Source organism: Streptomyces sp. SM1 (assembly GCF_002910825.1).
Classification (GTDB): domain Bacteria; phylum Actinomycetota; class Actinomycetes; order Streptomycetales; family Streptomycetaceae; genus Streptomyces; species Streptomyces okerensis.
Genome location: NZ_NEUB01000279.1, coordinates 1 through 532, shown reverse-complemented (window position 1 = coordinate 532; position 532 = coordinate 1). Strand labels below are relative to the sequence as shown.

Here is a 532-nt window from a genome sequence, read left to right as displayed (position 1 = left end):
CTCGGCGACGGCCTCACGGTCACCGCCCGCCCGCGCGGCGGCGTAGCCGACGAGGAAGGTGGTCAGCGGCGCGGCCGGCCGGGCCACGCCGTGGGCGGCGTCACGGGCGAGGTCGAGCAGCACGTCGGTGTCGACGTCCAGGTCGATGCCCAGCTCGTCCTTGACTGCGGAGATCCATTCATCCAACACGTGTCCATGCTCCCTGATGCGTGCCCTGGCGGTGGTGATGTCGTCCCAGGTGTCGCAGTCGAAGGACGCCACCGGGTCGGGGATACGGGTGAGGCGGAGAGCGCCGGTCAGCCGGCGCAGCGGAAGCCCGGTCAGAGCGCCGTGCCGACCGGTGAGCGCGGTCAGTTCACGGCGCAGGGAAGCGGTCCGGTACGCGGCGACGAGCGGCTGGTCCCGGCCGTCGGAGTCGGTCAGTACCACGCCCTCGTCCGAGCCCCGGCCGAGGGACGCCAACAGCCCCTCGACGGTGCGGCGTCCGAGGAACGGCAGGTCGGCGGAGAGCAGGACGACATGTCCGGCCGTG

1 protein-coding gene is annotated in these 532 nt (G+C 72.7%); it reads right to left on the bottom strand.

Annotated features, from left to right (window positions below; genetic code table 11):
• Nucleotides 1-532 (bottom strand): DUF6457 domain-containing protein (locus B9S61_RS06825; RefSeq protein WP_181007276.1); only part of this gene is annotated, 532 nt, incomplete at both ends.